Source organism: Bradyrhizobium jicamae (assembly GCF_001440395.1).
GTDB classification, from domain to species: domain Bacteria; phylum Pseudomonadota; class Alphaproteobacteria; order Rhizobiales; family Xanthobacteraceae; genus Bradyrhizobium; species Bradyrhizobium jicamae.
The window spans coordinates 27,371-53,375 of the sequence record NZ_LLXZ01000127.1 but is presented as its reverse complement, the minus strand read 5'-3'; the positions used below and the strand labels follow the sequence as shown (position 1 = coordinate 53,375).

Annotated in this window: 22 protein-coding genes; 11 read left to right on the top strand and 11 right to left on the bottom strand. The window is 63.3% G+C overall.

The annotated features are described in order from the left end of the window. Positions 1-125 precede the first annotated feature (125 nt). Together CQ12_RS21325 and CQ12_RS21320 are read left to right on the top strand one after the other, a co-directional pair. Entirely contained in the window at positions 126-2,606 is a 2,481-nt protein-coding gene (locus tag CQ12_RS21325; RefSeq protein ID WP_057837260.1) for a putative bifunctional diguanylate cyclase/phosphodiesterase, read from the top strand. Positions 2,607-2,912: 306 nt separating this feature from the next. Then, a complete protein-coding gene (locus CQ12_RS21320) occupies positions 2,913-3,764 on the top strand; it encodes a matrixin family metalloprotease (protein ID WP_157088373.1) in 852 nt (283 codons plus the stop codon). Between the two features lie 152 nt (positions 3,765-3,916). On the opposite strand, the gene CQ12_RS21315 is transcribed toward CQ12_RS21320, so the two are convergent. Continuing rightward, positions 3,917-4,480 (bottom strand): nitroreductase family protein, encoded by a 564-nt coding sequence (locus tag CQ12_RS21315; protein ID WP_057837258.1) that lies wholly within the window; start codon positions 4,478-4,480, stop codon positions 3,917-3,919. Positions 4,481-4,562: 82 nt separating this feature from the next. Continuing rightward, entirely contained in the window at positions 4,563-6,608 is a 2,046-nt protein-coding gene (gene thrS, locus CQ12_RS21310; RefSeq protein WP_057837257.1) for a threonine--tRNA ligase, read from the bottom strand. Positions 6,609-6,863: 255 nt separating this feature from the next. Between thrS and CQ12_RS21305 the strand changes: the two genes are divergently transcribed. Together CQ12_RS21305 and CQ12_RS21300 are read left to right on the top strand one after the other, a co-directional pair. After that, complete coding sequence (locus CQ12_RS21305) at positions 6,864-8,126, top strand: hypothetical protein (RefSeq protein ID WP_057837256.1); 1,263 nt, start codon at positions 6,864-6,866, stop codon at positions 8,124-8,126. Positions 8,127-8,233: 107 nt separating this feature from the next. Then, positions 8,234-9,349 carry an MFS transporter gene (locus tag CQ12_RS21300; RefSeq protein ID WP_057837291.1) on the top strand — a complete coding sequence of 372 codons (1,116 nt, stop codon included), beginning with the start codon at positions 8,234-8,236 and terminating at the stop codon, positions 9,347-9,349. A 15-nt stretch (positions 9,350-9,364) separates the two neighbouring features. Here CQ12_RS21300 and CQ12_RS21295 read toward each other — a convergent pair whose 3' ends face one another. Next, on the bottom strand, positions 9,365-10,663 hold the full coding sequence (locus CQ12_RS21295; RefSeq protein ID WP_057837255.1) for an alpha/beta hydrolase: 1,299 nt from the start codon (positions 10,661-10,663) through the stop codon (positions 9,365-9,367). 293 nt (positions 10,664-10,956) lie between these two features. Here CQ12_RS21295 and CQ12_RS21290 point away from each other — a divergent pair, with 293 nt between their 5' ends. Beyond that, positions 10,957-12,330 (top strand): APC family permease, encoded by a 1,374-nt coding sequence (locus CQ12_RS21290; RefSeq protein WP_057837290.1) that lies wholly within the window; start codon positions 10,957-10,959, stop codon positions 12,328-12,330. A gap of 2 nt (positions 12,331-12,332) precedes the next feature. Next, on the top strand, positions 12,333-13,565 hold the full coding sequence (locus CQ12_RS21285; protein WP_245310053.1) for a hypothetical protein: 1,233 nt from the start codon (positions 12,333-12,335) through the stop codon (positions 13,563-13,565). A 118-nt stretch (positions 13,566-13,683) separates the two neighbouring features. On the opposite strand, the gene yidD is transcribed toward CQ12_RS21285, so the two are convergent. Next, positions 13,684-14,037 carry a membrane protein insertion efficiency factor YidD gene (gene yidD / locus CQ12_RS21280; RefSeq protein WP_083519404.1) on the bottom strand — a complete coding sequence of 118 codons (354 nt, stop codon included), beginning with the start codon at positions 14,035-14,037 and terminating at the stop codon, positions 13,684-13,686. A gap of 236 nt (positions 14,038-14,273) precedes the next feature. Between yidD and CQ12_RS21275 the strand changes: the two genes are divergently transcribed. Beyond that, entirely contained in the window at positions 14,274-15,197 is a 924-nt protein-coding gene (locus CQ12_RS21275; protein WP_057837287.1) for a COG3904 family protein, read from the top strand. Positions 15,198-15,317: 120 nt separating this feature from the next. On the opposite strand, the gene CQ12_RS21270 is transcribed toward CQ12_RS21275, so the two are convergent. Further along, entirely contained in the window at positions 15,318-15,767 is a 450-nt protein-coding gene (locus CQ12_RS21270) for an iron-sulfur cluster assembly scaffold protein (protein WP_057837254.1), read from the bottom strand. Positions 15,768-15,999: 232 nt separating this feature from the next. Here CQ12_RS21270 and folE point away from each other — a divergent pair, with 232 nt between their 5' ends. Then, entirely contained in the window at positions 16,000-16,722 is a 723-nt protein-coding gene (folE, locus tag CQ12_RS21265; protein WP_057837253.1) for a GTP cyclohydrolase I FolE, read from the top strand. Positions 16,723-16,750: 28 nt separating this feature from the next. Further along, a complete protein-coding gene (gene hisI, locus CQ12_RS21260) occupies positions 16,751-17,179 on the top strand; it encodes a phosphoribosyl-AMP cyclohydrolase (RefSeq protein ID WP_057837252.1) in 429 nt (142 codons plus the stop codon). Positions 17,180-17,200: 21 nt separating this feature from the next. On the opposite strand, the gene CQ12_RS21255 is transcribed toward hisI, so the two are convergent. The 3 genes from CQ12_RS21255 to mddA form a co-directional block, all read right to left on the bottom strand. Further along, complete coding sequence (locus tag CQ12_RS21255; RefSeq protein ID WP_057837251.1) at positions 17,201-19,318, bottom strand: alpha/beta hydrolase; 2,118 nt, start codon at positions 19,316-19,318, stop codon at positions 17,201-17,203. A 3-nt stretch (positions 19,319-19,321) separates the two neighbouring features. Continuing rightward, positions 19,322-19,939: a TetR/AcrR family transcriptional regulator gene (locus tag CQ12_RS21250; protein ID WP_057837250.1), complete on the bottom strand. Its 618-nt coding sequence runs from the start codon at positions 19,937-19,939 to the stop codon at positions 19,322-19,324. Positions 19,940-20,068: 129 nt separating this feature from the next. Beyond that, complete coding sequence (gene mddA, locus CQ12_RS21245; RefSeq protein WP_157088371.1) at positions 20,069-20,854, bottom strand: methanethiol S-methyltransferase; 786 nt, start codon at positions 20,852-20,854, stop codon at positions 20,069-20,071. A 270-nt stretch (positions 20,855-21,124) separates the two neighbouring features. Here mddA and CQ12_RS21240 point away from each other — a divergent pair, with 270 nt between their 5' ends. Together CQ12_RS21240 and CQ12_RS21235 are read left to right on the top strand one after the other, a co-directional pair. Then, the gene (locus CQ12_RS21240) at positions 21,125-22,144 is read left to right on the top strand and encodes a transglycosylase SLT domain-containing protein (protein ID WP_057837249.1); all 1,020 of its coding nucleotides are present in this window, start codon (positions 21,125-21,127) and stop codon (positions 22,142-22,144) included. Between the two features lie 364 nt (positions 22,145-22,508). Further along, positions 22,509-23,684, top strand: a complete 1,176-nt coding sequence (locus tag CQ12_RS21235; protein ID WP_057837248.1) for a DUF2336 domain-containing protein — start codon at positions 22,509-22,511, stop codon at positions 23,682-23,684. 232 nt (positions 23,685-23,916) lie between these two features. Here CQ12_RS21235 and CQ12_RS21230 read toward each other — a convergent pair whose 3' ends face one another. The 3 genes from CQ12_RS21230 to CQ12_RS21220 all read right to left on the bottom strand — a co-directional run bounded on the left by CQ12_RS21230 (position 23,917) and on the right by CQ12_RS21220 (position 25,980). After that, positions 23,917-24,495, bottom strand: a complete 579-nt coding sequence (locus CQ12_RS21230; protein WP_057837247.1) for an Hpt domain-containing protein — start codon at positions 24,493-24,495, stop codon at positions 23,917-23,919. 21 nt (positions 24,496-24,516) lie between these two features. Continuing rightward, a complete protein-coding gene (locus CQ12_RS21225; RefSeq protein ID WP_057837246.1) occupies positions 24,517-25,062 on the bottom strand; it encodes a response regulator in 546 nt (181 codons plus the stop codon). Between the two features lie 138 nt (positions 25,063-25,200). Further along, positions 25,201-25,980, bottom strand: coding sequence for an NAD kinase (locus CQ12_RS21220; protein WP_057837245.1), 780 nt, complete (start codon positions 25,978-25,980; stop codon positions 25,201-25,203). Positions 25,981-26,005 lie beyond the last annotated feature (25 nt).

Sequence of the window (26,005 nt, the reverse complement as noted above, 5' to 3'; positions counted from 1 at the left end):
ACCATCGCACAGCTTAAAACTGTCATAATCGCCATATCGGCGTACCGCTGCCGCATTTTTTACACAGCCTTAAACCCGGCTGCATTGGATGCCCCGGGATTGAGTGCGCGTAAGCGGGGCAGGGCATGGTTGCGGCCAACAGATCATCGAGAAAATCGTCAGAGAAATTCAACACCGAGATGTTCACCGACGTCGCGGTCTTGCAGCGCAAATGGCAGGCGGCGTTGCGCCCGGGCGAGTATTTGCCTCGCTACGAAGACGTCATGCTTGGCAGTCTCGGCCGGCTTGCGGACCATGTGGTGTTGCTTCGCAACGACGACGACACGTTCGCCGTCTCGCACAGCGGCCGCTATATCCAGCAATGGCTCAATGATGATCGCTGGGACATTCCCTTGAGCGCGCTGCCGCCGGATTGCGCGACGGCGCTCGGCGAAGCCGCATCTCACGCGTTGCAGACCGGCCGCCCGTATCTCGCGGCGGCGCATTGCGTGCGCGACGGGCTGGTTCGAACTTATGATGTGCTGGCACTGCCGACGTCTTCGCGTTGGGGCGCCACCCTGGTCGGCGCCTATGTCAACGAGCGCGACGCACAATTCAATCTGCTGGATACGATCTTCTCGGCGACCGACGAGGGCGTATTGTCGCTGGCCGCGATTCGCGACGTTAATGGCAATCCGTCCGATTTTCAGATCGTTCATCTCAATCAGGGTGCGGCGCGGCTGCTGCGGAAACCGTCGACGGAATTGCTGTGGCACCGGCTCGCCACTGGAGGAAATCTGCTGTGCGGACCGGAGGTGCTCCGCCGTCTACGAGACATCATCGGCGGCGGCCACGGCGGTCAGATCGAGATCGACAGCGAGGACCGCTGTCTGCGGCTGGGCGTGACGGCGTTCGGCGACATGCTGTCGCTGACGGTTTCCGACGTCACGGCGCTGAAGCGGAGCGAAGTTTCATTCCGCCTGCTGTTCGACAACAATCCAATGCCAATGTGGGTGTTCGATGCCGAAACGACGCAATTCCTGAACGTCAACGACGCGGCCGTCCGGCATTATGGCTATCCCCGTGAAACCTTTCTGCAGATGCAACTTCGCCAGATCTGGCCGGCGGACGAATGGGCAAGCCACAGCCAGGCGCTGCAGCAGCTGGGCCACGTCTATAATTCGAGTCGCGACTGGCGGCATCTCAAGGCCGATGGCAGCGAAATCCATGTGCTGACGTTTGGACGGCGCGTCGCCTTCGACGGACGCGACGGCTATCTGGTAGCCGTCGTCGACATTACCGAACGCCGCAAGGCGGAAGCGCGGATTGTGCACATGGCCCATCATGACGGCCTGACCGACCTGCCGAACCGCGACTTCTATCAGGACGGCCTTCGCCAGGCGCTGGAGCGCGCGTCCGGCAACAGGCGCGTCGCAGTACTTTGTGTCGATCTCGATCTGTTCAAGAAAGTCAACGATTCATTCGGTCACCCGATGGGCGATCGCTTGTTGAAGTCGGTGGCCGAGCGGCTGAAGTCCGAGGTTCGCGGCGACAATCTCGTCGCCCGGCTCGGCGGTGACGAATTCGCCATCGTGCTGGCCTCCGAGGTGTCGCCGAACGAGGTGAGCGATTTTGCCGACCGGCTGATTGGCGCGTTGAGCGCGCGCTACGACCTCGACGGCATCGAGGTTATCGTCGGCGCCAGCGTCGGTATTGCGCTCTCGCCCGGCGATGGCGCGACCTGCGAGGAATTGATGCGCAATGCCGACATGGCGCTCTACCGGGCAAAATCCGATGGCGGTGGCGTCCACCGCTTCTTCGAGCCCGAGATGGACCGCCAGGCACAGAAGCGCCGCGACATGGAGCGCGACCTGCGCCGCGCGTTCGCCAGTGGTGAATTCGAACTGCACTATCAGCCGCTGGTCGATATTGCCGCCAACCGGATCAGCGGGTTCGAATCGCTGTTGCGCTGGCGCAATCCGGAAAAGGGCATGATCTCGCCGGCAGAGTTCATTCCGGTCGCCGAGGACATTGGATTGATCGTGGCGCTCGGCGAGTGGGTGCTGCGAGAGGCTTGCTCGGAAGCGGCGAACTGGCCGGACGACATCAAGGTCGCGGTCAATCTGTCGCCGGTCCAGTTTCGCAGCCGCAACCTGGTTCAGGCGGTGATTTCGGCGTTGGCGCATTCCGGCCTGTCGCCGAGGCGGCTCGAACTTGAAATCACCGAGTCGGTGTTCCTGGCCGAGACCGAAGCCAACCTGGCGATCCTGCATCAGTTGCGAGAGCTCGGCGTCAGCATATCGATGGACGATTTCGGCACCGGCTATTCGAGCCTCAGCTATCTTCGCAGTTTTCCGTTCGACAAGATCAAGATCGACCGCTCTTTCGTGAAGGACCTTGTCGAGCGCACCGATTGCGTCGCGATCGTGCGCGCGATCTCCGGCCTTGGCCGCAGCCTCAACATCACCACCACGGCCGAAGGTGTCGAGACGACCGACCAACTCGACTGGTTGCGCGCCGAAGGCTGTAACCAGGTGCAGGGCTTCCTGTTCAGCGCAGCGAAGCCGGCGTCGGAGATCGCGGAATTACTGGCTCGTTTTGGTGCGCGGGTCTCGCAGGCAGCGTAAGTGGTCGCGGGTTCAGACGAGGCCGTGCTCATCTGCGTGTAAAACAGCACAGCTCTTGCTGTTCGGCCAATCAGGCCGCAACGCACCGAAGCACGGCTTCGGCCTCGTTGGTCGCGATTCCCGCATGGGCCATCTTGTTTGATGCTCGACGCTGCAAAGCTGCGTCGGCTCGTCGCATTATTGCTTATCATTCAATGAGCGTTGTATCGCCCCACTCTCGCCAACGAGAGCCTCAGTCTCGTCAACCAGACAGCTTACGTCTCCGACACTGCGATCTTGATCTACGTCAACAGTGAAGGAGATACCATGGCGGTCGATTTCAGCCTCGAAGGCGCAAAATGGGGCTCACCCGAACTGGGCACTGCGGGTGGGACGGTCACCTGGGCCGTTGATAACAGTATCTCCCAGGCAGAACTGCAATCGATCAATGCCGCATTCGCTGAATGGTCCGAGGTTGCCAATATCCAATTCCAGCAAGTCTCGTCCACGGCCAATGCGGACATCGATTTTTCGAACAGTGCGCTCGATGGCGCCGGCAACGTCCTGGGGGTCACGGGCTTCAGCTTTACAGGAGGCCAACTTCAGAGTGCGGACATCCGGTTCGATAGCGGCGACAATCTGAGTGGCTCGGAATTTAGCCTCGTCGCGATCCACGAGATCGGACATGCGATTGGACTGGGTCACTTCAACGACGATCCCGCGGTAATGAACTCGACCGCCAATTTCGATCTCACCGGTTTGGCTCAATCCGACATCGACGGCATCGTGGCGCTCTATGGCGCCAACACCACCGACATGTCGGATGCGGGCACGGGGACCACGCCGCCCGACACCGCGACTGACACGCCGACAACGCCGACCGCAGGTGCGGACAATGGCGGCGCCGGCGGCTGTGGCGGAACCCAGACGGCTGCGGGCGATGGCGCCACGGGCACCACCATCGGCACCGGTGCAGATGCCGGCACGGGCGATGGCGCCACGGCCCATGCCTTCGGCGGTGACCTTGGCGGCCGCTTCGCCGATCTCGCATCTCTGCTGCATTCAATCCAGGGTGACCGCAGCGATGCAGCCGCCGCATCGGGCGCTGATTTGCACAGCGCGCAGCTCGCCGAATTGAGCAACGTGGCGCACCAGCATTTCGACCATCTGTGGGGTTGATCGTGCGCGCGATGGTCGCATGTCGTGACGACGCGACAATTTCCGGCGCAGAACGAGAGTTTTGCGCCGGGCATCCCGTTGAATGAAGATCAAGAGAGCTGTCTAAAGTCGCAAACAGCGAATGTGACGAACCCAAGTCTAGAACCGCACGTCTAGAACCGCGTCACGATCTCGGACAATACCGGGCGCGGACGATCCTCGGCGGGCTTTGCCGGGGTGCCGATATGAATGAAGCCGGCAAGCCTTTCGTCCGCCTTCAAGCCGAGCCCGTCGAGCACGTCGCGGTCGAATGCGAACCAGCCGGTGAGCCAGTTGGCACCGTAGCCCAGCGCGGTGGCGGCGGTGACGATGTTCATGGCGCTGGCGCCGGCGGATAGTTCCTGCTCCCAGGCCGGCACCTTGGGGTGCGGCCGGATAAAGCTCACCACGGCGATCACCAGCGGCGCGTCCATCAGCCGCCGCTTTTCAACCTCGATATCGGCGGCCGGCGCGGACGGGTTCTTCTTGGCAAACACCCGCGCGATGATGTCGCCGGCGCGCGCCCGGGCGTCGCCCTCAAACACGATGAAGCGCCACGGCGTCAGCTTGCCGTGATCGGGTACCCGCGCACCGATGGTCAGGATGGTATCGAGTTCGCTGGCAGTGGGGCCAGGGCCGCTCATCTCGCGCGGCTTTACCGAGCGGCGGATCTTCAGCAGTTCAATAGCATCGGGCACAAGGATGTCTCTCGTCGGAAATGGCTGCGCCAGAGATAGGGGCGCAGCCGGTCCAGCGGAAGCCATTTTAGATCGATTATGATCAGACGGCCACCCGCGCCCGCTTGACGTCCGGCGGGGTTGCTTCCTCGACCAGCGCGGCGAGCGCCTCGTCGGTCGGCATTACCTTCTGGCCATCGCTGCCGAGCCGGCGGATCGAAACCGAATGGGTCTCGGCTTCCTTCTTGCCGACGACGAGCAGGGCTGGGATCTTCGCCAGCGAGTGTTCGCGGACCTTGTAGTTGATCTTCTCGTTGCGCAGGTCGATCTCGACGCGCAGGCCGGCGCGCCGCGCGGCGGCGGCGACCACCTTGGCGTACTCATCGCCCTCGGAGGTGATGGTCGTGACCACGACCTGAGTCGGCGCCAGCCAGAGCGGGAAGTTGCCGGCGAAGTGCTCGATCAGGATACCGATGAAGCGCTCCATCGAGCCGCAGATCGCGCGATGGACCATCACCGGCGCCTTCTTCGAGCCGTCGGCGTCGATGTAGAACGCGCCGAAACGTTCCGGCAGGTTGAAGTCGACCTGCGTGGTGCCGCATTGCCAGTCACGGCCGATGGCGTCACGCAGCACATATTCGAACTTCGGCCCGTAGAACGCGCCTTCGCCCGGATTGATCTCGGTCTTGATGCGGTTGTTGCCGCTGGCCTGGATTTCCGCCAGCACGGTCGCCATCACGCGCTCGGCGTGATCCCACATCTCGTCGGTGCCGACGCGCTTCTCCGGACGCGTCGAGAGCTTGACCGTCAATTCGCCATCGAATCCGAAATCGGCGTAGGTCGACAGGATTAGCTCGTTGATCTTGAGGCATTCCTCCGCAAGCTGGGCCTCGGTGCAGAACACATGCGCATCGTCCTGGGTGAAGCCGCGCACGCGCATCAGGCCGTGCATCGCGCCTGATGCCTCGTAGCGATGCACCACGCCGAACTCGGCCAGGCGCAAGGGCAGGTCGCGGTAGCTCTTCAGGCCGTGCTTGAAGATCTGCACATGGCCGGGACAGTTCATCGGCTTCAGGGCAAACCAGCGCTTGTCCTCGGCCTCGTCGCCGGCCGACTGCGCCGCGAACATGTTCTCGCGATACCAGTCCCAGTGGCCGGAGGTCTCCCACAAGACCTTGTCGAGGATCTGCGGCGCGTTGACCTCGTCATAGTCGCCGGTCAGGCGGCGCCGCATATAGGCGATCAGCGCCTGGAAGATGGTCCAGCCCTTCGGGTGCCAGAACACCACGCCCGGGCCTTCCTCCTGGAAGTGAAACAGGTCGAGCTCACGGCCGAGCTTGCGGTGGTCGCGCTTCTCGGCTTCCTCGATCTGTTTCATGTAGGCGTCGAGTTCTTCCTGCCTGGCGAAGGCCGTGCCGTAGATGCGCGTCAGCATCGGGTTGTTGGCGTCGCCGCGCCAATAGGCGCCCGCCACCTTCATCAGCTTGAAGGCGTTGCCGATCTTGCCCGTCGACGACATATGCGGGCCGCGGCAGAGATCGAACCAGTCGCCCTGGAAATAGATCTTGATCGGTTCGTCGCCGGGAATGGCATCGACCAGTTCGACCTTGAAGGCCTCGCCCTTGTCGCGGAACACCTGCTTGGTCTTTTCGCGATCCCACACTTCCTTGGTGAAAGGCTTGTCGCGCGCGATGATCTCGCGCATCCGCTTCTCGATCGCGGCGAAATCTTCCGGCGTGAACGGCTCGTTGCGGAAGAAGTCGTAATAGAAGCCGTTCTCGATCACCGGGCCGATGGTGACCTGCGTGCCCGGCCACAGCGACTGCACCGCTTCCGCCAGCACATGCGCGCAGTCGTGCCGGATCAGTTCCAGCGCGCGGGGGTCTTCGCGGTTGATCAGCTCGATCTTCGCGTCGTCCGAGATCGGATCGTTGAGATCGGCGACCACGCCGTCCAGCGCCATCGCGACCGTGCGCTTGGCCAGCGAGGGCGAGATGCCCCTGGCGATGTCGAGGCCGGTAATGTCCTTGGCAAATTCGCGCTTGGCGCCGTCGGGGAAGGTGAGGGTGATCTTTTGCACGGGGTCGGCCGGTTTCAAATTAGCGAGGCCGAACTGGAATCCCGAGGCGGGCGTATTCTGGTCAGGCATGTCGATCTCCTGGAGCTCACTCCTGCGAACGAGCGCAGGTAAGCGGGAAGCAGCGGTATAGCAGGGGATTCGGCTCCTGCAATCGGGCAATATCGAGAAAATCGTGCCGAATCGTGATCACAATGAAGGATAGCGCCGATCGCTCTCACCTCACAGGAGGCCTGGTTCGCCATCAGGGATTGCCGGACTGGTGCGCATTGTTTAGCCTTGTCTATTGCGTCGTTGCTCGCCCGTTCGTCCGATTGTGCCGGTCTGATGATGTTTCGTTTTCTCGTTCTCGCAGCCCTGCTGCTGGTCAGTAGCGAATTGCGTGCCGAAACGCCGGCCGAGAAGGCCGGCTTTGCGCCGAGGCTGATCATCTACAACGCCAAGGGCCCGGCCAATTCCTGCGGTCCGGGTTGCGACCGCTGGATCGCGATCGAAGGCCAGGTCGATGAGGGAGCAGCAGTGCGTGTCAGCCGCTTCCTGCGTGACGCCAAGGACACGACGCGGCCGATCTATTTCCATTCGCCGGGCGGTTCGGTCAGGCCGTCCTATGTCATCGCCCGGATGCTGCGCGCCAAGAAGGCCGTTGCCCGCATCGGCCGCACCATTGCAACCGCCTGCGCCGGCGGAACCCAGGTCGACGCGGCCTGCCTCAAGATCAAGACGGCTGGCGGCGAGGTTGAGGCCGAACTCACGACCCGCAACGCCATGTGCAATTCGGCCTGCGGCTACCTGCTGCTCGGCGCCACCACCCGCGAGGTTGCGCCCGATGCTGTCATGGCCGTTCATAATTCCAGGCTGACGCTGGTCGTTCACGGGCCGATCCCGGCGCAGGTGATCGCCGAATACAAGCAGCGCCGCATGGCCAGCGCCGATCGCGAGCGCGCCGCGTTCGTCACCTCGATGGGTGTCAGCCGCGAGCTGGACGATCTCATCAAGACGGTCAAGTTCGAGAGCCTGCACGTCCTGACAAGGGCCGAACTCTATCGCTTCGGGATCGACAAGCGCTCGCTGCTCGAAACGCCCTGGACCTTCGAAACCGCGGTGCGCCCCTACGTCCGCAAGCTCGCTTCGGCCAGGCTGGGCGAGGGCGCGTCGTTCCGCTCGATGGAGTGGCGGCTGTTCTGCGAGAACAAGACACGCGCCAGGCTGATGTTCGTCCGGGAAGCCGATCAGGACGCCGGCAGCAATAAGGACGCGGGCAGCAACAAGACGGTGATGTTGATGGCGGGTCCGGAAAAATCCGTGGCCTTTGGAAGGTACCCCGCGCGGGTCGGCAAGTTCGAAATCTGGAGCGACATCGTTGCGCCCGAGGCCATGGAGGCGATGCTGGCCGCTCCCCGCCTGCAGATGGGCGAGCGCGCACCAGCGGCGGAAGGCAAGGCCGACCTGTCGACGTTCGACATCGATACGGTTGGCCTCGGCGCGGCGTGGACGCGGCTGCTGGCGTCGTGTCCGGCCAACAACCCGCGGCCCGCAGCGGCATCTACCATCAAAGCCGATCCGGCAGCGGCCGCCAACCCGGCGAAGTGAGCACAAGGTACGGATTCGATCGGCGGCCATGCATTTGCATGCAGTTGCATTAAATTCGGCGGGCGACTATAGGCGGCGGCGTGAAACGCTTCGCGCCCACCGCCCTGATGCTCGGCAATGTCGTCACCGGCTGCTCGGTGCTGGCGCCGGCGGGTATGCTGGTCGAACTCTCCTCCGGTCTTGACGTCTCGATCCGCACGGCAGGTCTTCTGATCACCTTCGGCGCGATCATGCTGTGTGTCGGTTCGCCGGTCACAGCGTGGCTGACCTCGAGGATCGAGCGCCGCACCTTGCTCACGGCTACGCTCGCCGTGCTGGCGCTGACCAACATTGCGTCGGCCTTCGCGCCTGACTACGCGAGCCTGCTCGGCATTCGCCTGGTCATGCTGGCGGTCGGCGCGCTCTACACGCCTCAAGCGGCGGGCACCGGCGCCCTGATCGTGCCGGTGCAAAAGCGCGGCAGCACCATCGCCTACATCTTTCTCGGCTGGTCGCTGGCGGCTGCGGTCGGCTTGCCGGCGATCACGTTTATCGCCAGCCGCTATGGCTGGCAGGCAGTCTATGTCGCCATCGGCGCGATGAGCTGCCTGAGTTTCCTTCTGCTGGCGTGGCGCCTGCCGGCTGGGCTGATGGGGGCGCCGGTCGACCTGAAGACATGGGCCGCCATCGGCCGCAACCGGATGATCCTGCTGCTGCTGTTGATCACGACCGCGCAGATGTCCGGCCAGTTCGTGATATTTACTTACATGGGCCCGTTGCTGGCGCGGTTGACGGGCGCGGGCCCGGATCCGATTGCACTGGTCTTCGCCTGCTACGGTATCTGCGGCGTCATCGGCACCGCGATCGCAACCCGCATCGTCGATTCCTGGGGCGCCTGGAAGACCTCGGTCCTGTTCACATCGGTGCTGTTCGCCGGCGTGAGTGGATGGGCGCTCAGCGCCGGCATCTATCCCCTGATGGCGGCGGCCGTCGCGATCTGGGGGATTGGATTTGCTTCCACCAATTCCATGCAGCAGGTGCGGCTGGTCGGCGCGGCACCTGCGCTTGCGTCGGCGTCGATATCACTCAACACGTCGGTACTCTACGTGGGGCAGGCGATCGGTTCGGCCATCGGCGGTTTCCTGTATGCGCGCGATCTCTTCCTCGCCAATGGCTATGTCGGGGCGGCCTTTGTCGCGATCGCCTTGACGACGGTGATCCTGACCAAACCCAAAAAGGCCTGATCCGGCGAAGGCGGTTTACCGGTTTGCGTAAGGCGCGCCGCTGGCGATCCGGGTCAAAGCCGGCGTTGCCGCCATCTTGACCAGCACGTCCTTGACCGGGTGCTCGGTCCAGGCCTGCGTCACGTAATCGCGATGGGTGACGCCGTCGGGCGTCTGCACGAACACGACGCTGCCGGGACGCAGCGGCCCATCCATGCTCTCGGTGACGGTGATGCCCTTGTCGCGGAGCATCTGCATCAGCTCGAGGTCATGCCGCTTGGTGTAGCGGGTGTACGAGGAGACGAAGAAGCTGGTGCGGTTCTTCTCGATCCAGGATGCGAACTTGTCGAGTTCGCCATAGACGGCGTCGAGCAGGAACACGCCGCGGACGCGGTTGGGGAGGCCGCCGACCTCGAGGCTCCAGGCCGTCGGCAGGAAGCCGCCGCTATAGCCGACGATCACGATCGGCATGTTCGCAAACGCCTGCGCCGACTTCGGATCGCCGTAGAGACGGGCAAGGTGGCCGGCCGATTCATCGATGAAGCGCTTCAAGCCGCCGGCCTGCCAGAACTTGCCGGCCGAGGAGTCGGCGGCGTTGACCGCCATTTGCGGCGCGAGCAGCACGGCGTTGACGCCGGAATCGGTGATCTGCTGCGGCACCAATTGCCGGTCGCGGACGTCGCGCTCCAGCGTCGCGCCGTTGCCGTGGAAGAACACCACGATCACGCCGGGCTTCCTGACGTCAAACGTCTCGGGGACATGCACCAGCACGCGGCTGTCGTTGTAGGTCTCGTCCTGCCAGTAAACTTTGCCGCCATAGCTGCGGTGGCCCTTGCGGTCGCCCTTGGTGATGTTGAGGAATGGCTCGTCGGAGCGCGGGTTGTTGCCGAAATAGGGGAAGGCCGAAGACTTCATGCTGACCAGCGTGGTCTGCTCTTCGCGCTCGGTGCGCGACAGCGTCAGCGTTGGCGTCAGCGATGCTACTCTCACAGGTTCGGTACGAACGGTACGCGGCGGCGTCAGCGCGACCTGGTGCTGGACCTGCGGCAGGCTTTCGCTTGCAGTCGGGAAACGGTCGGCGAATTGCGGTCCGGGGAAACGCTCGTCGAACGTTTCAGCCTTGGACTTCGCTGCCCGCGATTTGGCGCCATCGGTGTTTGCCGCCAGCATGCCGGCGCTTGGCGCCTTGCCGCACTGAACGAGCACAAAGGATAGCGGCACGATCAGCGCAGCCAGGGAGATCCAATGCCATCGCAGGACTCGGCGCGGCACGGCAGATAGCGCCGACCGCATGGCGCGACCAATTGCTTGGAATTTCGGATTAGCTCCGACCATCCACCCCAATGTCCCAAGATCCACCGTCAACCGGGGTTAAGTTTGCACGCGGCGACGTTAAGCGTCCGGAAAAACTCCCCACGTCCGGAAGCTTGAGGAGACCACCCAATCGTGTCGCGATTGTGGGAAGGTCACGATGTTTTCGCAATCGGGTAGTGGCACGGGGGCCGTGGCGGTACCATCGAACCTATTTTGCGTCTCAATTTAAACCCTTGTTAACACTGCTTGAATTGCGCGGCGTCAGCCTGCACGATGCAGCTCTCGGCTGCGGGCGCTTGAATATGGGGTCCGAGATGGCAGCATCACAAACGGGAAGCCCGGCTTGGCCTGGCTCGCTCACCAGTAGTGGCTCCGGCGTTTCGGTTCTGGTGGCGGTGGCCATCGTCGTCGCCGACATGGTCGGCGTCGGCGTCTTCACCAGCCTCGGTTTTCAGGTCAAGGACATTCCGTCAGGCTTTTCGATCCTGTTGCTGTGGGCGGTCGGCGGCATCGTCGCGCTGTGCGGCGTGTTTTCATACGGCGAACTCGGCGCGATGTTTCCGCGCTCGAGCGGTGAGTACAACTTCCTCGGCCGCGCCTATCACCCCGCTTTTGGTTTTGTGGCGGGCTGGGTGTCGGCGACGGTCGGCTTCGCCGCGCCTGTCGCACTCGCCGCCATGGCCTTCGGCGAGTACGGCAAGTCGGTGCTGCCAGATGCGCCGCCACTGGTGCTGGCGGTCGGCGTGGTCTGGCTGGTGTCGCTGGTGCAGCTTACAGGCATGCGGCACTCCTCGACCTTTCAGCTGGTCGCGACCATTCTGAAGGTCGTGTTGATCCTGGCCTTCCTCGCCTGCGGTTTCGTGATCGGCACCGCGCAGCCGGTGTCGTTTGCGCCGTCGGCTTCCGACTTCACCTATGTCGTCAGTGCGCCGTTCGCGATCAGCCTCGTGTTCGTGATGTATTCGTTCTCGGGCTGGAACGCGGCAACCTACATCATCGGCGAGGTGAGGATGCCCGAGCGCAACGTGCCGCGGGCGATGCTGATCGGAACATCGATCGTGCTGGTGCTGTATGTCGCGCTCAACGCGGTATTCCTGCATACCGCGCCGATCGACAAGCTCGCCGGCCAGATCGACGTCGCCCGCATCTCCGGCAGCTATATCTTCGGCGAATTCGGCGGCCGCATTGTCGGCGCGATGATCTGCTTCGGGCTGATCTCCTCGATCAGCGCGATGATGTGGATCGGGCCGCGCGTCATGATGACGATGGGCGAGGATCTTCCGGTGCTGCGCTCGTTTGCCCGCCGCTCCGGCAATGGTGCACCGGCCAATGCCATCCTGTTTCAGCTCACGGTCGCCAGCCTGATGCTGTTCACGCGCAGCTTCGAGGCGGTGCTTGAGTTCATCCAGTTCGCGCTGCTGTTCTGCTCGTTCTTCACCGTGCTCGGCGTGATCAAGCTGCGTATCACGCATCCCGATCTGCCGCGACCGTACCGCGCCTGGGGGTACCCGGTGACTCCTGTGGTCTTTCTGCTCGTGACCGGTTTCATGATGTACTATCTTTTGGCCGAACAGCCGCTGCGGTCGATGCTGAGTATCCTGATCATGTGTTCCGGCCTGCTGATCTACGCTGTCTTCCGCAAGCGGGCGGATCAAGGCCCTGTGGCTGTCTCTGCGGGGCCCGAGTGAACATGCTGCATTCACTGAGAATGGCGACGCTGGCGGCCTTCATGCTGCTGGCGGCTGTCGCTGCCGGTCACGCCCAGACTGCAACGGTGGACGACACCGCGAAATTTCTCGCGGGCATGATGCCGGCGGCGGACTCGCCGCTCGCGCCGCTCACCAGGGAGCCGGCCTGGCAGCGCCATGCCAAATTCTTCGACGGCGCGTTCGCCCAACTCGAGCAGCGGCAATTGTCAAAGATCCGCGCCTGGGCGGACACCAACCTCGCGGCGCCCCGGCCGACCATGTTCTACATGTTCTCAGGGCCGGACTTTCTCTACGCAAACGCGTTCTATTCGAAGGCGTCGACCTATGTGCTGAGCGCGCTGGAGCCGGTCGGCTCGGTGCCGGACCTGACGCGACTGCCACGCGGCGGCATCGCATCGGCGCTCTACAATGTCGAGCGTTCGCTCGGCTCGATCCTGCGCTTCAGCTTCTTCATCACCAAGGACATGAAGACCGATCTGCAGGCGGGGCAGGTCAGCGGCACCTTGCCGATCCTCTACGTGTTCCTGGCGCGCTCGGGCATGACGGTGAAGAGCACGAGTCCGATCTCGCTGGACGACAAGGGCGCGGCGTATTCCGCCGGCGAGAATCCCGGGCCGAATGCCGTGCGAGGCGTGCGTATCATCTTCGCCGGAGACGATGGGCAGGAGAAGACGCTGTATTACTTCTCGACGGATCTTTCCAATTCCGGTGTGCGGGCGAGCGGCTTCCTGAAATTCTGTGAGACGCTCGCACCCGGCAACAGCTTGATCAAGAGCGCGTCCTATCTGCTGCATTCCGGCAATTTCACCACCGTGCGCAACTTCCTGCTCAACAACAGCGCCACCATCATCCAGGACGATTCAGGAATTCCGCTGGCGTATTACAGCACGAAGAAATGGCGCCTGTTTCCGTTCGGCCGCTATCTCGGGCCGATCGACGAGTTCCCGGGTCGCTACCAAGAATCATATGCGGCAATGTTCCGCCGCGCGCAGCCGATCGATTTCGGCATCGGCTATCGCTGGCGCACGCCGGAAACGAACGTGCTGCTGTCGGTGAGATTGCCCGACGATGGATCGCCCGCCATCGACGCCACAGCGTCGGCCGAGGCGGCGCCGCCACCATCGCGCCCGCGCAGGCCACGGCCGCCGGCGGATATAGGGCCGCGGCCGTTCTGGCCGCAGCAGCCGCGGGGCGGGTTTTTCTTCTGGCGCTAGAGTGTGATGACACTCTGACTTACTGATTTGAGCATGATCTCCGCGCAAACGCGTTCACGTTGGTCGCGAGGGAAAGCCGCTGTCCACTTTTCCGGATCATGCTCTAAGCGAGGCGCACTCACGAAGGATTGACTCCGCGCCAGCGTCCGTAGCGCCACGGCAGATACCATCGCGCGCCCGGTGGTGCCGTGAGCGGCACGTTGTCGATGCCGGACGTCCCCCACGGGTGGCAGCGCAGCAGCCGCGCCAGCGTCATCCAGCCGCCGCCCCACAAACCAAAACGCTCGATCGCTTCGTCGCCATACATCGAACATGTCGGCAGATGCCGGCAGTTGTAGCCGACCAGGAGCGACAGCGTGTGCCGGTAAATCCAGATCAGCGCGCGCCCGGCGTTGCGCGGCAAACGGGACAGTCCGTTGGCACAATCCGTGCAGCGCTTGTGTGATGACGGTGACTGATCTGCGGGCGCCATGGAGCTATGTACGTAGTTTTGCGGGAGTTCCCAAGCAAGGAACCTAGAACGTGCAGATATTTACGCCACACTTCGCAACTATCGCACCGCAAGATGCCGGAGCAAGCCAAGGTATTATGGACGACACAGGACAGGACAGTTACCGTTTTGACGACGCTTCGATGACAGAATCATCCCGCGTTGAAGAGGGGCCATTGCCATCGCCCGTTGACGGCGGCTTGGGGGAAGGAACCAAATTGAAGTTTGCAAGGTCGCTGAAATTTCGCGGCTGGGCGCTTCTCGGCGCCACCGCCTTTTGTCTCGCTTTGCCCGGTGCGATCACGACGCTGGGCAATTCGGCGCATGCCGGCGGCGTCCTCGAAGAACGCAAGCAGCCGATGCACTTCAAGTGGAACGCCTGCCAGCCCGATTGCAGAGGCTGGGTCTCGGCCGTCGGCATCGTCACGTCGGATAGTCCGCGGGAGTTCGACGAGTTCGCCAAGAACCGCCAGCTCGCCGGCGCGACCATCGTGCTGGATTCCAGCGGCGGCTCGGTCAACGATTCCATCACGCTCGGCCGGCGGTTCCGCAGCCTCGGCGTGTTGACCACCGTCGGCGCCACCGTGCGCACGCAAACCCCGAACGGCGTGCGCACGAGCGTGACGCCGGAAGCCTATTGCGAGTCGATGTGCGTGTTCCTGCTGCTGTCGGGCAAGACCCGTTACGTGCCGCCGACCGCGCATGTCCGCGTCCATCAGATCTGGATGGGCGACCGCGCCGACGACGCCAAGGCCTCAAGCTATACCGCGCAGGACCTGATGATCGTACAGCGTGATATCGGCCGGCTCACCAAGTACACCTTCGACATGGGAGGCACCGGCGATCTGCTGTCGCTCGCCCTCAGTGTGCCACCGTGGGAAGATCTGCACGAATTGTCGCGCGGTGAATTGCGCCTGAGCAATCTCGTCACGACCGATGCGCTCGCCGACGTGTTCCCGCAGGACAATTCGGTGCCGATGGCCGAGGCAAAGCCGGCCAAGCCGCAGGATCGCTTTGTCAGCTCCGCCATGGAGGGTGAGGCGCAGCCGCAGCCGGGCAAGTCGACCAAGACCGCCGAAGCCGCGGTTCCGACCGGCGGCAATGCGACCGCGCCGGCGCAACCGGCCCAGCCGCAGAAGTAAGTTTCAACGGAGTCATTCCGGGGCGCGCACAGCGCGAAACTTTGGTGCGTACTTACGCACCAGAGAACCTCGAGATTCCGGGCCTGGTCCTTCGGACCATCCCGGAATGACGACCCACGCTTACGCCTGCGCCGGCTGCTTGGCCTTGGCTTCAATCTGGCCGATGGCGTCGACTACGGCGTCGAAGGTAAGCAAGGTGGAGGCGTGGCGGGCCTTGTAGTCGCGCACCGGCTCGAGCAGGGCGATATCGGCCCATTTGCCCTGCGGCGGACCGCCGTTTTCCTTCAACATCTTGCGCACGGTTTCTCGCAACTCACGTAACTCGTCAGCCGTCGAGCCGACCACGTGGCTTGCCATGATCGAGGAGGAGGCCTGTCCCAGCGCGCAGGCTTTCACGTCATGGGCGAAGTCGGTGACCACCGGGCCTTCCATCTTGAGGTCGACCTTGACGGTCGAGCCGCACAGTTTGGAGTGGGCGGTGGCACTGGCGTGGGGGTCGGGGAGGCGTCCGAGACGCGGAATATTGCCCGCAAGCTCGATAATCCGCTTGTTGTAGATGTCGTTCAGCATAGATCCGGGTCCCGGGCTCGGCCATGCGAGCGCCCTTGGCGGCTGGGTTTCACCGTCCTATATATGGACAGGAACGGCGGAAAAACAGCCCGGCCGTTTGCCGAGGGCGGCCCGACATGAAACCTGTCCGGCCGCCAGCGTGTTGTGGATGGGACTCAGGCGCCCGGCGGCAAAACCGCCCCGTCTGCCCGGTGACACTCCGGTCTTTGTGGGCCGGTCGAACGGAGAAGACATGGACGCATTGATCAAATCCATCCGCCCTGGCAAGCCTTCTGACGCCAAGCCTTCCGAGGTGAAGTCGCCCGATATGGCGCCGGAAACCCGCCCCGCAGAGCTCGATCCCGCCGAATTCCTCGCCGCTGCCGTCCGCGCCGACCTGCCGCGCCCGTCGCGCGCCGAGGCCGAACATGCCGTGCAGACGCTGCTGAGCTATATCGGCGAGAACCCCGGCCGTGAGGGACTGTTGGATACGCCGCGCCGGGTGGTCGAAGCCTTCGACGAACTTTATCAGGGCTACCACCAGTGCCCGGCCGAAGTGCTGGACCGCACTTTTGGCGAGACTGCCGGCTATGACGATTTCGTTCTCGTCCGCGATATCGAATTCACCTCGCAATGCGAGCATCACATGATGCCGTTCTACGGCAGGGCGCATATCGCCTATACGCCGGTGGAGCGGGTGGTCGGCCTGTCGAAGCTCGCGCGCCTGACCGACATCTTCGCCCGCCGACTGCAGACCCAGGAGCACCTGACCGCCCAGATCGCGGCTGCGATCGACGAGGTCCTGAAGCCCCGCGGCGTTGCCGTGCTGATCGAGGCGGAGCATACCTGCATGTCGGTGCGCGGCGTCGCCAAGCATGGCGCGATGACGTTCACCAGCCGGTTCACCGGCATGTTCCGCGACAACCCGGCGGAGCAGCAGCGTTTCCTGTCCCTGGTGCGAGGCCCGAACCGGTAACCTCGCTGAAATCTAAGCGAGGACTACCGTGTCCACATCCGCAACGATCAATGAGCGCGAAGAAGGGCTGGCCTTCCAGCCCAAATTCGACGCGTCCGGTCTCGTCACCTGCGTGGCGACCGACGCCGCCACCGGCAATGTGCTGATGGTCGCGCACATGAACGACGAGGCGCTGCGCAAGACGATCGCGACAGGCGAGGCCTGGTACTTCAGCCGCTCGCGCAATGCGTTGTGGCGAAAAGGCGAGACGTCGGGTCAGACCCAGCGCGTGATCGAGATGCGCACCGATTGCGACCAGGACGCGGTCTGGATCCGCGTCGAGCAGACCGGCGCTGCCTGCCACACCGGACGGCTTTCATGTTTCTATCGCAAGGTCGATACCGCCGACGGCGGTACGCGCCTGTCGTTTGTGGATGCGGACCGGCAGTTCGATCCGAGCACGGTCTATCGCAAATAGCCGGCGTCGGTTCCAGGCTGGTCATGCCAGCAATTCACCGATCATAGCGGCTGCGCGTCTCGCGCCGTCGGCTTCGACCGGTTTCGGTTGATCCGGCCTCGACACAGCCGACACCATGGCGTCGGCAATCATGTCGGGGGTGGACGAAGCAAAGTCCATTTGGATGCCCGCGCCATAGCGGCGAAGGCGGTGGGCGACGTGAAAGTTCTGCTCGAAATGGTTTCGCAGCGGAAAATAGACAAACGGCGTCCCGGCGGCAGCGAGTTCCATGCACGTCGTTAGCCCGCCCTGGACCAGCGCCAGATCACACGCGGCAAGATGCCGGTCGAGATTGGCGACGAACGACCTGATCTCGACACCCTGCGGCGCACCCAGCGACGCCGTGTCGATGCGCGGACCCGCGACCACCACCATGCGTAATGCCGGAAGCCTGGCCTTGACGATCGGATAGGCCTGCAGCACCCGCTTGATCAGGTGGGCGCCGATCCCCGAGCCGCCGACGGTGACGATGCAAACCTGCTCGCCGTCCCGATAGCCGAGCGCTTCGCGAAGAGATTGGCGGCTGCCGAAGGTCTGGGGGTGCTCGCCGATGACGTAGCCGGCGAAATCGAAATGTCTCGGCACCCAATCGCGCATCAACGGCAAATCCGCGCCGAACGATAGCGGTGCGATGTCTTCAGGGCTGCCGACGAAAATCGCCCGATCGCGCACGGCGGGGTGCCGCTCGATATGTTCAATCATCTCGGCATTGTAGTCGGCGGTCAGCAGCGCCTCATGCTTGCCGCCGGACGGCATCGGCACGTAGCCGACGAAGTCGGTCAACCAGGCGAGTTTTGCCTTTTTCAGCTCGGGGTGTTCATGCCAGTAGTGATCGATATCCCAGGCTTCGTCCGCGATCACGATGTCGTAAGCGCCTTGTTCGACGGCATCCTGGAAGATCATGAAGTTCTTGATCAGCACCTCGTCCATGCGGCGAAGCGCCTGGAAGCAATGCAGTTCGTGTTCGCCGCTCTCCAGCTCGATATGCCGCGTCTCGCTCGCCAGCCTTGCACTGAGCGGATGGACATGCTCGTTGCCGGCCTCGAGCAGACGCGTGACCGGATCTTGCGCCAGCCAGTCAACGCTGAGATCGGGGTGAAGCTTGCGCAGTTCGCGCGCGATGGCGATGTCGCGGCGGCCATGACCGAGGCCGATCGGCGAGGAGAGATAGAGCGCGCGCTTCTGCCCTGTGCTGCGCCGCAAGGTTTCACGCGTCCGCGGGCGCATCATAAGGCGGCGGTCGATAAAGTCGTTGATCAGCGCGTTTGATTTTGCCGGATACCGCCCGAGGGGGTTATGGCCGCCGCCTGCAATCGCTTCGAACTCCGCGCCGCTGACTTCGGCGTGCGCGGCCTTTGCGCGCGCGCACGGCTGGATCTGGTCGTTGTCGCCGTGGATGAACAGCACCGGGCAGCGGATGCTCCGATACATTTCCGCGCTGACATCGAACCCGGGAAGCACGTTTCGCGCTTCCACCGTCTTGATCAGGGTCGCTCCGTCCGTTTCGGCGGCCCAGCCAACCCCGTCCTCGATCTGCTTGGTGGAATGCGGCTCGCTGCAGATGTTGCGAATGAAGAACTCGGCGAAGTCGGGATAATCCTTAAGCCAATAGTCACGGTTGAACTTGTCCCAGCCTTCGTAACGGTCTCGATCCGCGAGAAAATGAGAGGCCGCAAGCCTTTCGTGCTGCGCAGGCCCGATGGGCGAGACGGTGCCTGCGAGGATGGCTGCCCGCACGCGTTCGGGATGATAGGCGGCGAGGACGGAGGCGAGCAGACCACCGAACGAGAGTCCGATCAGGATCGCTTGACCGACGTCGAGAGCATCCATGACGGCGAGCGCGTCCGCCAGGTAGTTGTCGAGCGTGTAAGCGGCGACATCGTGCGGCCGGTCGGATTTGCCGTTGCCGCGACCGTCATAGGCGATGCAGCGGAAGCGTTCGCTGAAGTAGGGCAGTTGCGCCTTGTAGATTCGCGAGTGAACGATGCTCCAGGGCGGGATGAACAGGATGGTGTCAGGCGCATCGCCGTAGATTTCGTAGGCGAGATTTACGCCGTCGCGGGTAACCAGACCGCTACCGTCCGGCAGTTTTGCGCGCATGCTTCACCTCTTGTCTGACGAGGTTCCTTCCGCAATCCGGATCAGGTCGCCGACGCGACGAAGCGACGCCCGTATCGGCGAGCCCTTCTTCTCCAAACCCAGCAGGAACAGGCTTTCGCCGCCGATGAAGCTGGAGGCGGCGATCGCGCCGACTTCCTCCGCCGAGAACGGGCCGAGCGGGCCGATCGCCTGCTCGGTTTTCCGTGCCAGGCCCACGATCAGGTCGACCCAACCCATGATGCCGGCCCGGATCACCTTGGCTACCTCCGCATCATGCCAGCTCACGGCAATCAGTTCCTGCAGCACCCGCACGTAGCCCGAGGCGATATCCTCATCCAGATAGTCACAGGCGCGGTCCCATTGCGCGGAGAGTTTCAGGGACGGATCTTCGAACAGCCTGTTCTGCCGATCGAGCAGTTGCGCATTGAGATATTCAAACAGCTCCAGGACCAGGTTCTGCTTGGATCCGAAGTGATAATGGATCTGGCTCAACGGCACGCCTGCTTCTGCCGCGACTTCGCGGGTCGACAGTCCGGCATAGCCGGCGCGGCGCAACACCTTCTTGGCAGCTTCCAGCAGGCTGGTGCTGGTCTCAATCTTCTTCACTGCCGCGCGTGCCATAGTGCCTCGTGATGTGATCGATGTGCGCCAGGACGCTACATGAAATCCGGCCGAAATGGCCAGCTTCGCCGTTTCGGTTCTGCCTGTCGGAACACGGGTGCCCGACGTCAAGCCGTGCACCAATGCTTGTCATCCTACCTTCGCCTTGTGTCGTGGCAGCGGGATCAGCATGGACACTTGCTGCCGGTAGCGGCGGTATTGGTCGCCGAACAGCGCAATGAGATCGCGCTCCTCCAGCCATATGCCGATCAGGATGTAGCCGGTGGTGGCGATGGCGAATACGAGATGACCGACCGTCATTGTCGGCGTTGCCCAGAACGCAAGCAGGAAGCCGAGATAGATCGGGTGCCGCACCGCCTTGTAGAACATCGGCGTCTTGAACTCAGGCGGCGGCAACTCGCGGCCGAGCAGGCGCGCCAGCACCTGACGCAGGCCGAACAGCTCGAAATGGTTGATCATGAAGGTGCTGGCGAGCACCACCGCCCAGCCGATCCAGGAAATCGTCTCGAGGAAAACTGCCGCAAGCGGATCGGTGGCGGACCAGACGATCTCGGTCATCGGCCGCCACTGCCAATAGAGCAGAAGCAACGCGAGGCTGGCGAACAGCACGAAGGTCGTGCGCTCAACCGACTGCGGCACGATTCTGGTCCACCAGCGCTTGAAGGCGGGCCGCGCCATGACGCTGTGCTGGATGGCAAACACGCCAAGCAGGAGGGCGTTGATGATCAGGGAGGGAACGAGGGGCCCGGCCGTGCCGCTGTCAATGGTCTTCGGGACCGGCAAGTTGCCGACGAAGGCGATCGCATAAAGGAAGGTGCCGAGAAACAGCACGTAGGTGAGCGTGCCGTACAGCATCGCCATCAAGCCGCCGGTGATGGTCTTTGCAGGCGGTGAGAGCAGGGCATGGTCTGTCATGGTCTTGATCCTCTCTGGGAAGATTGCGGAACCTCATGCGCTTCGGTGGTCGCGGTTGGCCGGAACTTTCCGTCCTGCCGCGTCGGCAAAATGCCGTCTCAATATATCAGTCGGTCGAACGACCGAAAAGTTCACATCCCTTTTTGTTGGAAATGCGGCCCTTAACCCGTCATTAACCATAATTGCGGCAGTCTCGACCGCGTACAGGCCCTGATTGCCAGGGCCTTATGAGCCCGCGCGAGGTTTCGCGAGGAGCGGGGCAGCGGAGACATGGCGGTCGACACCACAAGCGCCACGGCTGCGGCAAGTGTCGATCCCACGCGCGCGCGGATCGCGGGCTCAATCAGGCAGGCGGCCTCGACCACCGGCGCCAGCTTCGAATATCTGCTCGCCACCGCGAAGATGGAATCCAATTTCAACCCGAAGGCCGCCGCCACCACCTCGTCGGCGCGCGGGCTGTTTCAGTTCATCGACCAGACCTGGCTCGGCACAGTGAAGGAGGCGGGACCTCATCTCGGCTACGACAAATATGCCGACGCCATCACCAAGAATTCCGACGGCCGCTATTCGGTCGACGACCCCACCGCGCGCGCCGCCATCATGCGGCTGCGCGACGATCCCGAAGCTGCTTCGGCGATGGCGGGGGTGCTGACGCAATCCAACAGTTTCAAGCTGACCGGCAAGATCGGCCGCCGGCCGACTGATGCCGAACTCTACATGGCGCATTTCATGGGCGTCGGCGGTGCCGGCAAACTGATCCAGAGTGCCGAGGACAATCCGAATGCCTCCGCCGTGCGGATGTTTCCAAACGCAGCGGCGGCCAACCAGTCGATCTTCTATGACCGCTCCGGGCAGCCGCGCAGCGTCTCCCAGGTTTATTCGGTGCTGAGCACGCGCTACGCCGCCGCCGCCAATTCGCCAGTGACGCAGACGGCGATGGCGGCCGCCGGCGGCGACTTGCCACGGCGCGTCACGGTGGCGAGCAATGCTGCGCCAACGGCAACCGCAATCGACAACGCGGCGTATCTTTCGAGCTTCCCGGATCAACGCGCGGTGACGCCGGTCGCGGCAAGTTCGCAAACCGCCTCGGCATCGACCGACCCGATCTTCCGCTCGCTGTTCCAGGCCGGCGAACGCGCCCAGCCGATCTCGCCGGCGGTGCAGGAATTGTGGGGCAGCAATTCATCAGTTGCGTCGGCGAGCGCGGTCTTGTCGAACCATAAGCCCGAGGTCCGCGCACCCGGCCGGCTCGATCTGTTCAGCGACCGCAATGGCACGTTCTCAAGCTAGGCCGGCAGAGGACGTTGTCCGGATGAAATCCAGGATACGTAGGCTTTCGGACCCGCCTGTCACGATGGGGTTGCCGGATTTTATCGTCCACTCGCGTCAAGCCTGAGTTGTTCACCGGAAAACACGAAGCAGTTTGGTGATGGAGCAGGGCTCCTTCGCGGGATTCTTCGCCGGATGTGTCGGGCGAGGAAAGGATCCATTATTGCGACGCGGTCCCAAAACCTTAACGAGGCGTTGCCTCGCTCTTAACAAAACGTCAATAAAACCAGCCGTTTATGGTGAACCCTTTGTTAAGCGTCATGGTTTATTTTTTCTAATAGTGGCATCGCGTTCCGGTGTCGATTGAGGTTGCGTAGCCAGGACCATGATTGTTCGGCAGTTCATCAGTTGGATTCGTACCGCTCCGGCAGGCGAGCGGGCAGAGGCCACGCGGGCGTTGGCGCGGGCCTGGTTGATTTCAGATCTCTCCAACGACGATCGCATCGCCGCCGAAGGCGCGCTTCTGATGCTGCTCGATGATCCGTCGCCGCTGGTCCGCCAGGCGATGGCGGAAGTCTTCGCCCGCAGTTCGGACGCGCCGGCCGCGATCGTGCAGGCGCTGGCGCTCGACCAGCCCTCGATCGCGCTTCCCGTCCTCGAACATTCGCCGCTTCTGATCGATGCCGACCTCGTCGACATCGTCGCCACCGGCAACAGCGACATGCAATGCGCCATCGCGCGCCGCCTCCATTTGCCGCCGTCGGTTTCGGCCGCGATTGCCGAAGTCGGCTCGGCGGCCGCAGCCCTCGAACTGATCGAAAACGCCTATGCCGAGCTGGCGCCGTTTTCCTGGGACCGCATCGTCGAACGTCACGGCCATCTCGCCGCGATCAGGGAATCGATGCTGGTGCTGGAAGGGTTGCCCGCCGCCACCCGCGCGGCGCTGGTCGCCAAACTTTCCGAGACGCTGGCGCAGTTCGTCGTCGCGCGGAACTGGCTGAGCGCGGACCGGGCAGGGCGGCTGGCCAGCGAGGCGCGCGAGCGTTCGGCTGTAAACATCGCGGCGCGCTCACGCGGCGAGGACATGGCCGGGCTGATACGGCACCTGCGCGCGACCGGGCAATTGACGGCGGGCCTGATCCTGCGCGCGCTGTTGTCGGGCAATCTCGATCTGTTCGATGCTTCGCTCGCCGAACTGGCCGATTTGCCGCTGGCCCGCGTCACCGCGCTGCTGCATGACCGGGGCGGCGCCAGTCTGCAAGCGCTCTTGATCCGCGCCGGCTTCCCCGAATCGACGTTCGGCGCCTTCCGCATCGCGCTCGAGGTCAGCCAGGAGACCGGCTTCGTCGATACGGTCGGTGGTGCCGCAAGATTGCGCCGCCGCATGGTCGAGCGCGTGCTGACCTATTGCGAAACCGACCGCAAGGCCGCCGAGCCGCTGTTGATCCTGCTGCGACGCTTTGCGACCGAGTCCGCGCGCGAGGAAGCCCGCATGTTCTGCGAGGAACTGGTCGCCGACGAAGCGTTCGTGCCCCCCGTGCGCGATCTGATCGCGGCGTAAGACTCGAAATTTGTAGGGTGGGCAGAGCGAAGCGTGCCCACCATTTCTAGCAGCGCAAGAATGGTGGGCACAGCGCAAGCGCGCCTTTGCCCACCCTACGTTTTCTGGCCGCGGCGTAGTTCTCTGTTTCAACGTCATTGCGAGCGAAGCGAAGCAATCCATCGTTCCGCATATGCGGCGCGATGGATTGCTTCGTCGCTTACGGTCCTCGCAATGACGGGGAGGGAGCTGCTTACTCCGCCGGCACGATGCTCGGCGCCAGGATCGCTTCGAGATGCTCGGGGCGGTCGCGGTTGACCTTCAGCAAAAATTCGTCCGCGACGCCGCGGAGTTGCTTGCTGAGCTTGCTCGCCGTTGCGGCGGTGTCGAGCTTGGTGCGCTCGCGCACGATCGCCTGAATGGCGTTGATGTGGTGGGTGATCAGCTCGGGTGGGACCTGATCGAGGTCGGGCGCGTGCTCGATGATGCGGCACAAGCTTTCAGCGGCAGCGCCCGCGGAAGGGAAGCCGAAAGTGGCGGCGTCGCCCTTGATGTCATGGGCGGCGCGAAACAGTTCTTCGCGGTTGTCGACGGTGAATCCGTCGCGGAGGATGACCGCATGCGCGGCCGAGAGCCGGTCGGCCTCGATCGCCATCCAGGTCTTGAATTCGCCGGACAGCCCCGCAAGCGCCTTTTCCGCGCGGCCGACGGGATCGTCGAGATCGGATTCGGGTACGCGCAGCAGCACCTTGCGTAGCGGATTGGGCTGCGTGATCACGTGGTGATCGGCAAACGATTTGACCTGTATCGTCCCGGGCTTTTCTTTCGCCATGATGGTCTCCCCAGGGTCGCGCTAGACGTTCGAACGCGCTTTGTCGAGCAGCGACGGCTGCTGCATCACTTCCACCTCGCCGCCGACGCGGCGCTCCGGGCCGATATAGGTGTTGGTGGTGTTGCGCCGCCGGTCCGGGCCGAAATAGGTCTTGGTCTTGATGAAGGGACGCGGGCTGGCGACGACGTTGAGGATACGCTGATAGAGGCCCTTGGCCGAAATCGGCTTGGCCAGAAACTCGGTGACGCCGGCATCGCGCGCGACCGTCACGCGCCGCTTCTCCGAATGGCCGGTCAGCATGATGATCGGCGCGTAGGGATTGCCCTTGGATTCCGGCTGCCGGATCATCTGCGCCAGTTCGAGGCCGTCGAAGATCGGCATCGCCCAGTCGGTGATGACGATGTCGGGCACGTAGTGGCTGTACATTTCGAGCGCGGTGGCGCCGTCCTCGGCCTCATAGACCTCGCGTGCGCCGAACGAATGCAAAAGCGTCCGCAGGATGCGGCGCATATGCGGATTGTCGTCGCAAATCAGAAATCGCAGCTTGTTGAAGTCGATGCGATACATGGTCCGGCCCGGCCCAGCAAAACGGTATACTGGCGTTAACCATATCGCGGCGGCCGTTAAGGAATGGTTGCGAAGCGGGCCGATTAGCCTCGTAGGGCGCCATTTTCAGAGAGAGATTCAGTTCCACGCCCGATGGCGTCAGGACCCGAACTGCTCGCGCAAAATGCGTTCCTCGAGGCTGTGACCGGGGTCGAACAGCATCCGCATCGAGATCGTCTTGTCCGAGAGCACCTCGACACGGCGGACGTCGCGCACGTCGTCATGGTCGGCGGCGGCGGCGACCGGGCGCTTTTCGCCCTCAAGCACCTCGATCACCACGAAGGCGGAGTTCGGGAGCAGGGCGCCGCGCCAGCGCCTCGGCCGGAACGCGCTGATCGGGGTCAGCGCCAGCAGCGCGGCGTTGATCGGCAGGATCGGGCCTTGTGCGGAAAGATTGTAGGCGGTCGAGCCTGCCGGCGTCGCCACCAGGATGCCGTCGGCGATCAACTCCGCCATCCGCTCGTGTTCGTCGATCAGGATGCGCAAATGTGCGGCCTGGTTGGTCTGGCGGAACAGCGCGACCTCGTTGATGGCGTGATGCAGATGCACCGCGCCATGCACGTCGGTGGCGCGCATCAGCAGCGGGTTGATCAGCGATTCCTTCGCCGCCGCCAGCCGCGTGTGCAGATCATGCGTGGTGAATTCGTTCATCAGGAAGCCGACGGTGCCGCGATGCATGCCGTAGATCGGCTTGCCCGAGCGCATATGGGTGTGCAGCGTCTGCAGCATCAACCCGTCGCCGCCGAGCGCCACCACGACGTCGGCATCGGCGGCAGCATGTTTGCCGTAAAGCTTGGTCAGTTGCGCCAGCGCTGCCTGCGCCTCGGCGCTTGCGCTCGCGACGAAGGCGATCCGGTCGTATCGCTTGGAAGTGGCCATCGGACGACGAACTCATAGCTGGCGC